The organism is Shewanella sp. SG41-4 (genome assembly GCF_014164505.1).
Taxonomy (GTDB): domain Bacteria; phylum Pseudomonadota; class Gammaproteobacteria; order Enterobacterales; family Shewanellaceae; genus Shewanella.
Window position 1 is genome coordinate 1 of record NZ_JACJFI010000194.1, and the last position, 8,523, is coordinate 8,523.

Sequence of the window (8,523 nt, forward strand, 5' to 3'; positions counted from 1 at the left end):
CTTTGATTTACTTAATGACAGTTTTACCACTCAATCTGGTCGTGAAGTAAAACTGCAAGTATTCGTTGATAAAGGCAACTTACATAAAGCCGATCACGCAATGGCATCGTTGAAGAAGTCTATGAAATGGGATGAAACCCGTTTTGGTCTTGAATATGATCTAGATATTTATATGATTGTTGCTGTAGATTTTTTCAACATGGGTGCTATGGAAAATAAAGGCTTGAATGTCTTTAATACCAAATTCGTGTTAGCTGATAAAGCCAGTGCAACAGATGAAGATTATCATGGTATTGAGTCTGTCGTTGGTCATGAATACTTCCATAACTGGACTGGCAACCGAGTCACATGCCGCGATTGGTTTCAGTTGAGTTTAAAAGAAGGCTTAACGGTATTTCGTGACCAAGAATTTAGTTCTGATGTTGGGTCTCGCGCTGTTAACCGTATTCATGCTATCCGAGTGATGAAAAATCAACAGTTTGCTGAAGATACCGGTCCAATGTCACATCCAATTCGTCCTGAAAGTGTGATTGAAATGAACAATTTCTACACTGTGACGGTATACAACAAAGGTGCAGAAGTTATCCGTATGATGCACACAATTCTTGGCGAACAAGGTTTCCAAGCTGGAATGAAGTGCTATTTTGAGCGTCATGACGGGCAAGCGGTAACCTGTGATGACTTTGTTAATGCTATGCAGGATGCTAGCGGTATAGATTTAACCTTATTCCGTCGTTGGTATAGCCAAGCTGGTACACCAGTAGTGACGGTTAAAGACAGTTTTGATGCGGATAAAGGTGAGTACCATTTAACCGTGACTCAACAAGTCATATCGCAAGGTGTGAAGGGCCAAACTCTGCACATACCATTCAGTGTTGAGCTGTTAGACAGTGCAGGGCAATCAATTGTCAATAAAGTGCTAGATGTGACCAAAGCCAACCAAACCTTTGTGTTTGATGGACTAGAAAGTGCGCCGATAGCTTCTTTGCTACAAGATTTTTCTGCACCCGTTAAATTGGTTTACGATTTTAGCATTGATCAACTCGTGCATCTTATGCGTCATGCTTCAAGTGAAGTGGCCCGTTGGGAAGCATCAGTGCAGTTAATCAGCCAAGCTATATGGAATAACGTTGCACAGTTACAAAAGCAACAAGTCATGATGGTTGATACTCGTGTTGTTGAAGCATTCAGAGGCGTCATTTTAGATGAGAATATAGACCAAGCTTTAGTGGCTGAAATTCTGTCTATTCCTACTGCTTCAGCTTTAATTGAACAGGTAGATAGTGTTGATTTAGATGCTTTGGCAAAAGCCAGAGAGTTTGTTGTTGAAGAACTCGCATCAGCTTGTGAAGATGAATTATTGGTACGTTATCGGGAGCTTATACTTGTAGATAATGCAGAGGCGCGTGCATTTAAAAACATAGCCTTGTCATTATTATGCCAAGTGACCGATACTCATGAATCATTAGTTGAAAAACAATATTATTCAGCTAAAAATATGACTGACAGTTTAGGTGCTTTGAAAGCCGCTGCTACAGCCAAATTAGCCTGTTTACCGATGTTATTAAGTGATTTTGAGTCTACGTGGGAGTCAACGCCATTAGTGATGGATAAATGGCTGACCTTACAAGCATTAGTTAATAGTGATGACGTTATAGAGCAAATTAAAACGCTGACAAAACACAGTAGTTTTAGTTTTTCTAACCCCAATCGTGTTCGTTCATTGATTGGGGCTTTTGCCGCCGGAAACACTTATCAGTTCCATCGTGCTGATGGCGAAGGTTACCGTTATTTGACCAAAATTTTAGTAAAATTGAATAAATCGAATCCACAAATAGCATCACGGATGATCACACCTTTAATTCAGTTTTCAAAATTTGATCAACATCGTCAGCAATTAATGAAACAATGTTTACTAGAACTAAAAGCTTTACCGGATTTATCGAAAGATTTATACGAAAAAGTCACTAAATCATTGGCGGAATAATGACGGAAATGACTATCAATCTAGTATGAATAGTCAGACTGTTTAGTATGTTAAAAAGGAGAGCTTGCTCTCCTTTTTATGGAGTAAATTATGGAGTTATTATTTTCTCTGAACGTTAGCTATGAAGCATTTCTACCATATTACCAAGGACTTGCAGAGAAAGTGCAAGTAAGGGACCATCATGGTCGTGTGTTGCACATAAATGGTAAGTATTTTAGACCTTATTTAGCCCCTCAAGGTATTCATGGACAGTTTAAATTAGTCCTTAACCGAGAAGGGAATTTCAAATCACTCAATAAATTATAGAGTATTTACTTCAAACGTTTGATTGATTAGTGATGTGTAAACTAGCAACCCGTTAAGATTGATAAGTGCATGAAAATAAACTTTTTTCGTTAATGGTTAAATGGTTGTAATTTTGTCGGTTGTGTTAATTCAAATATAGGCTAGTTTTATTTTGTCATATTTAGCCAAACATCGTTAATTTTCTTGAACATTTTCTTTTTTTTGACCTTGCTCAATATAGTTAAATGCTGTAACAATGGTGTTGCCTGTGGGCTAACAAGATGTTGGTTAAATTCCTATAACAACTAATCCAACAGGTTACGGAGATGAACTAAAATGAATATTGTTAAAAAAAGATTTAACAAGTCGGCTCTCGCTTTGGGGGTGGTGTCGGCATTGTGTTTGGGAATGAGCACATCAGCCTCAGCAGTTTCTTTTGATTGGGGTGATGTACGAGGTACATTTGACTCTACTTGGACTGCAGGTGCTAGTTGGCGTGTATCAGACCGTGATTGGAGTAATCAAATCGGTAAGGTAAACCAACCACAATTTGATTGGTCTGGTTATTCTGCATTCGGTGGTGCATTTGGTTCTACCAAATATACATCAGCAGAAATTTGGACTCAGCCTGGTTCTTATTCAAGCAACAATGATTTAAGTAATTTGTTGTATGCACAAGGTGATACTACGTCTGAGATTGTTAAAGGTCTTCACGAATTATCATTAAAGTATGAAAACTACGGTATCTTTTTACGTGGCATGTATTTTTATGACCGTAAATTAAATGACGGTGACTATGGGTTTAACGATCCATTAACCGGAAAAGAATTTGATCCTTGTGCAGATAGCAAAGCGTCAGAAGTGCAATGTAAAGACATTCGCTTGCTAGATGCATTTGTTTACGGTAACTGGGATTTAAACGACGGTGCTAACCCATTAAGTGTTCGTGTGGGTAACCAAGTAGTGTCGTGGGGCGAAAGCACCCTTATTTCTCACGGTATTGCTGAAATCAATGCTGTCGATTGAAGTATGCTTAATGCACCTGGTGCAGAGCTTAAAGAAGCATTCCGTCCACAAGGCATGGTTTGGGCATCGTTAGGTTTATCTGAAAACTTAAACGTTGAAGCATTTTATCAGTATGATTGGCAACCGATTTGGATCCCTACACCGGGTTCTAACTTTGCAACCAACGATTTTGCTGGGTATGGTGGTTACAACCAAAATGCACAATTAGGTTTCAACTCTAATCCAGATATCAACCAAGACTTCCTTATTTCAGAATATACACGTTTGTATGAAGCTGCAGCTGCTACTGGGTTTAACCCGGCATATGCCGCTTACATGACTGCTTATTCAACTAAGGTTGCTTTAGTTCAAGATGCTGCAGATCCTAGTGACGATGGCCAATTTGGTGTTAAATTAGGCTATTACTCTCCAGAACTAGGCGAAACAGAATTCGGTCTTTATTACATGAATTACCATAGTCGCCGTCCAATTATTAGTGGTACAGCCTCTAACTTTAACGCAGATGCTATCGGTCGTGATTATGGCCGTTTGGCGCAAAGTGGTGGCGTTATAGACCGTGAACTGCTGTTAAGCATGGAAACCTTTACCAAGTCGCAAATCGTATATCCTGAAGATATTCAGTTATATGGCTTTAGCTTTAACACATTAGTGGGTGACACATCTGTTGCCGGTGAAATTTCACATCGTGTTGATGAACCATTACAAATTGATGACGTTGAATTACTTTTCTTAGCGATGCCTCAGCAGCTAGCAAATGCAGGGCTTCGTCCTGATTTAGATGGTATTTCACAAATGGATAATGTGGAGCCTGGCTCAAACGCTGAGGGATATATACTTACCGATACGACTCAAGCACAGGTAACCTTTACCCACTTATTCGGTCCAACACTTGGTTTAGATAACTTAACCATGCTTGCTGAAGTGGGTGGTGTGTGGATCCATGATATGCCTGGTTTTGACGAATTACGTCTAAACGGTCCAGGAACGGCTCGTTCTGGTGGTAATCCAGAAATGACCGGTATTATTGCTGCTCTGCATAATGGTCCAGAAACCAATCCATTCCCAACCGATTTTGCATGGGGTTATCGATTAGTGGCTAAAGCTGACTTTAACAACGTGTTTGCTGGTGTAAACATGTACCCAAGAGTGATTTTCTCTCACGATGTTGATGGTATTACACCTGATCCAATGTTCTTATTCACCGAAGGCAGAAAATCTGTTGCTTTGGGTGTGAACTTTGATTATCAAAGTCGCTGGGGCGCAGATATTTCTTACAACAGCTTCTTTGGTGGAGTAGGAACAACAAATGCGATGACAGACAGAGATTACATCTCTTTCAACGTCAAGTATTCGATTTAGAAGGATAATTATAATGAAGAAACTGACGATATTATCGGCAGCAGTGATGCTAGCACTAAGTGCACCTGCTGCGCTGGCGAAAGTATCACAAGCTGATGCAGACAAATTGGGTACAACATTAACCCCTATGGGTGCAGAAAAAGCGGCTAATGCCGATGGTTCAATTCCTGCTTGGAGTGGTGGTATTACCAAACCTATAGCAGGTTACACCAAGGGAATGCATCATCCAGATCCTTTCCCAAGTGACAAAGTGTTGTTTACCATCACTAATGCAAATAAAGCTCAATATGCTGATTTTTTAACTGCGGGTCAGAAACAATTATTTGAAGTGTATCCAGATACTTACAAAATGAATGTCTATGAGAGCCGTCGTACAGCAGCAGTACCTGAATATGTTTATGATGCAACTAAAGCCAATGCAGTTAGAGCGGAATTAGTTTCCCAAGGTAACGGAATAACTGGGGCGACTATTGGCGTGCCATTTCCTATTCCGGCTAATGGTTTAGAAGTTATTTGGAATCATATTTTACGTTATCGTGGTGTCGATGTAGAAACATTCCGTAGTCAAGCAGCACCAATGTCTAATGGTTCTTACACTTTGGTTGAAAACGCTGAGGAAATTCGTTTTGAATATTCTCGCCCAGAGGTGACCTTAGAGAAGCTTAAAGAAACAAATACGTTGTTTTACTTTAAACAAGTCGTTACTCAACCAGCACGACTTGCTGGTACAGCATTACTTGTAAAAGAAACAATGGATCAAGAAGCGCTTCCGCGCCAAGCTTGGACTTATAACACTGGACAGCGTCGCGTTCGTAAAGCTCCGAACGTTGCTTTTGATACACCAGGCACAGTGTCTGATGGATTAAGAACAACAGATGATTTCGATATGTTTAACGGCTCTCCAATGCGTTATAACTGGGAATTAGTCGGTAAAAAAGAGATTTATATTCCTTACAACGATTATCGTTTACATTCAGATGCGTTGAAGTATGACCAAATTTTAAAACCTGGTCATATTAACCCTGAGTATCCACGTTATGAAAAACATCGTGTATGGGAAGTTAAAGCGACCTTAAAAGAAGGCATGCGTCATACTTATAAAACTCGTGTGTTTTATATAGATGAAGATTCATGGCAAGTGGCTGTAACTGATATATATGATAACCGCGATGAACTTTATCGTGTGGGTGTAGCTCACCTTATCAACTATTATGAAGTGCCTGCGCTTTGGAGTACATTGGAAGTGTTCCATGATCTTCAATCACGCCGTTATTTAGCGATGGGTTTAGATAACGAAGGGCGCATGTATAATTTTGATGCATCGCTTTCAGAAGCTAACTTTACACCCGACGCATTAAGACGTGCCGGTATTCGCTAATAAGCCATAAATAAAATGGGGCGCTATTGCGCCCCTATTAATAAAGGAAGTTTGTATGACGTTTAGCATGCTTCGCAGTGTTGTGGCGATTGGGATTAGTGCATGTTTATATACTGCTTCAGTAGATGCTCAACTCGATCCACTCTCTGTTCAAATTCAACCCCGAGCTCAATCCTCTTTATTACTCGATATTGCTAATGCGGGTGACAAACTTGTCGCGGTAGGCCAACGCGGTAATGTATTGCTATTAGACAATAATCAATGGCATCAAGTTGCTACTCCTGTTCTGTCGCAATTAACCAAAGTGTTTTTTTTCGACGACAAGCAAGGTTGGGCTGTTGGACATGATGCAACCATCATCCATACCCAAGACGGTGGATTAACATGGTCGGTGCAGATGCAATCTGCTGAAATTGAGAAACCTTTTTTAGATATTCGTTTTTATAGCCCTGTCGATGGTATTGCGGTAGGTGCTTATGGATTATTTTATCGTACCGCTGATGGCGGTAAAACATGGCAAGAAGAGTTTCATCAAGAATTATTATTTGAAGAAGATGTCGCCTATTTACATGAACTTAAAGTAGACGATGAAGCATTATATTTAACTGAGCGTGCATCATTATTGCCCCATTTTAATCGTTTAATTCGCTTGAAGGATCGACGGTTGTTGCTTGTGGGTGAGCTTGGAATGGTAGCGGTATCAAGTGATAACGGCCGAACATTCTCGAAAACTAACTTTGATTACGATGGTTCAATGTTTAATGCCATTGAAGTTGGCGAAGATGTTTATGTTATGGGCTTACGTGGTCATGTGTTTAAGTCAGATCTAACGCTATCTGAATGGCAAGAAGTGGATTTACCAGTCCAATCATCAATTAATAGCGCACTTATTACCGCTAATAATGACCTTTACCTAGTCGGAAATGCTGGGATTGTGTTGTCAGTTGATGATGGTAAAGCAACAATTGTTGCCAGACGCCAAGGTGAAAATATAGTAGCAATTGCTAAAGACAGTAAAGGCCAGTTATGGTTTGCCGGTTCTAAAGGACTGTTCCAGCTTGACTAACCTTAAGGTTAGATTGGACAATTAAAACAACAATAATAGGGCCGAAAAGATGTTAGAAAAACTGGTCAATGGATTTGAATCTCATTTATTCCGCAATCGAAAATGGGTTATCATTTCGTTTATTTTTATTACCTTTTTCTTAGGGTATCAAGCCAGCCAATTAAAAATGGATGCCGCTTTTAGTAAAAATATCCCACTCAATCACTCGTACATGCAAACGTATACTAAACATCAAAAAGATTTTGGTGGTGCTAACAGTATTATGGTGGCGGTAGAAGATACCAGTGGTAATATTTTTAACCCGGTATTTTTTGATGCGCTAAAAAATGTGCACGATCAATTATTTTTTATTCCGGGTGTAGAACGCTCTCAGGTTAAGTCGTTATTCTCTCCTTCAACTCGTTTTACAGAAGTTGTAGAAGACGGTTTTGCCGGTGGTCCGGTGATCCCTGCTGATTTTCGTAATGATGATTATGGGCTTAAAATTGTTCGCGATAATATCGAAAAAGCCGGCATTGTAGGCCGACTCATCGGCAATGATTATACTTCTGCCATGGTGTCTGCGCAGTTAATGGAGTTTGACCCTCAAACGGGTGAACCTATCGATACCATTGCGTTTGCTAATCAATTAGAGCAAGAGCTACGCGGCAAATTTGAAAATGATCAAATTAAAATTCACATCATCGGCTTTGCCAAAATGGCTGGAGATGTTGCAGAAGGCGCTAAAGGGGTACTGCTGTTCTTTTTAATCGCCATAGCTATTACTGCTGTCATGGTGTACTTATTTTCAAAATCGATAATGCTCACTGTCTTGCCATTAATGTGTAGTTTAATTGCTGTTTTTTGGCAATTAGGATTATTAACGGTGGTCGGTTTTGGTTTGGATCCCATGTCGATTTTAGTGCCATTTTTAGTGTTTGCTATTGGTGTCAGTCATGGGGTGCAGATGATCAATGCTGTACGTCGTCGGGTACTTGATGGCCAAACAACCAAAGCTGCTGCTGCTTCAGCTTTCCGCAGTTTATTGGTGCCAGGTGGTGTTGCTTTACTGTCTGATACGGTAGGTTTTTTAACCTTATTAGCCATTGATATTGGTATTATCCGTGAGTTGGCTATTTCTGCATCGTTAGGTGTTGCAGTTATTATTTTAACTAACCTTATATTATTGCCATTGGTTATTTCATATTTTGAATTACCCAACAAGCAAGATAATCCTGAAAAACGTCAAAAGATTGAAAACATTTGGCGTGGATTGTCTAAGTTTGCAACGCCAAAATATGCGGTTGTAGTATTGATTTCAACAGTAATTCTTTATGCTGTAGGTTTTCAGCAAGCTTCAAAAATGAAAATCGGTGATTTGCAAGGTGGGGCACCTGCACTGCATCAAGATTCTCGTTACAACCTAGACACCTTCTTTATTAC

At 39.8% G+C, this 8,523-nt stretch carries 5 protein-coding genes and 1 pseudogene; all 6 read left to right on the top strand.

The genetic code is table 11. The features are described from left to right. A partial coding sequence (gene pepN / locus H5202_RS15525; RefSeq protein ID WP_182772874.1) for an aminopeptidase N occupies window positions 1–1,987 on the top strand: 1,987 nt, incomplete at its 5' end. Between the two features lie 90 nt (window positions 1,988–2,077). Beyond that, entirely contained in the window at window positions 2,078–2,293 is a 216-nt protein-coding gene (locus H5202_RS15530; protein WP_182772875.1) for a DUF2835 domain-containing protein, read from the top strand. Between the two features lie 315 nt (window positions 2,294–2,608). Then, a pseudogene (locus tag H5202_RS15535) lies at window positions 2,609–4,657 on the top strand (DUF1302 domain-containing protein). A 13-nt stretch (window positions 4,658–4,670) separates the two neighbouring features. Continuing rightward, complete coding sequence (locus H5202_RS15540) at window positions 4,671–6,035, top strand: DUF1329 domain-containing protein (RefSeq protein WP_182772876.1); 1,365 nt, start codon at window positions 4,671–4,673, stop codon at window positions 6,033–6,035. Window positions 6,036–6,090: 55 nt separating this feature from the next. Continuing rightward, window positions 6,091–7,101 carry a WD40/YVTN/BNR-like repeat-containing protein gene (locus H5202_RS15545; RefSeq protein ID WP_182772877.1) on the top strand — a complete coding sequence of 337 codons (1,011 nt, stop codon included), beginning with the start codon at window positions 6,091–6,093 and terminating at the stop codon, window positions 7,099–7,101. A gap of 49 nt (window positions 7,102–7,150) precedes the next feature. After that, window positions 7,151–8,523 (top strand): efflux RND transporter permease subunit (locus H5202_RS15550; protein ID WP_182772878.1); only part of this gene is annotated, 1,373 nt, incomplete at its 3' end.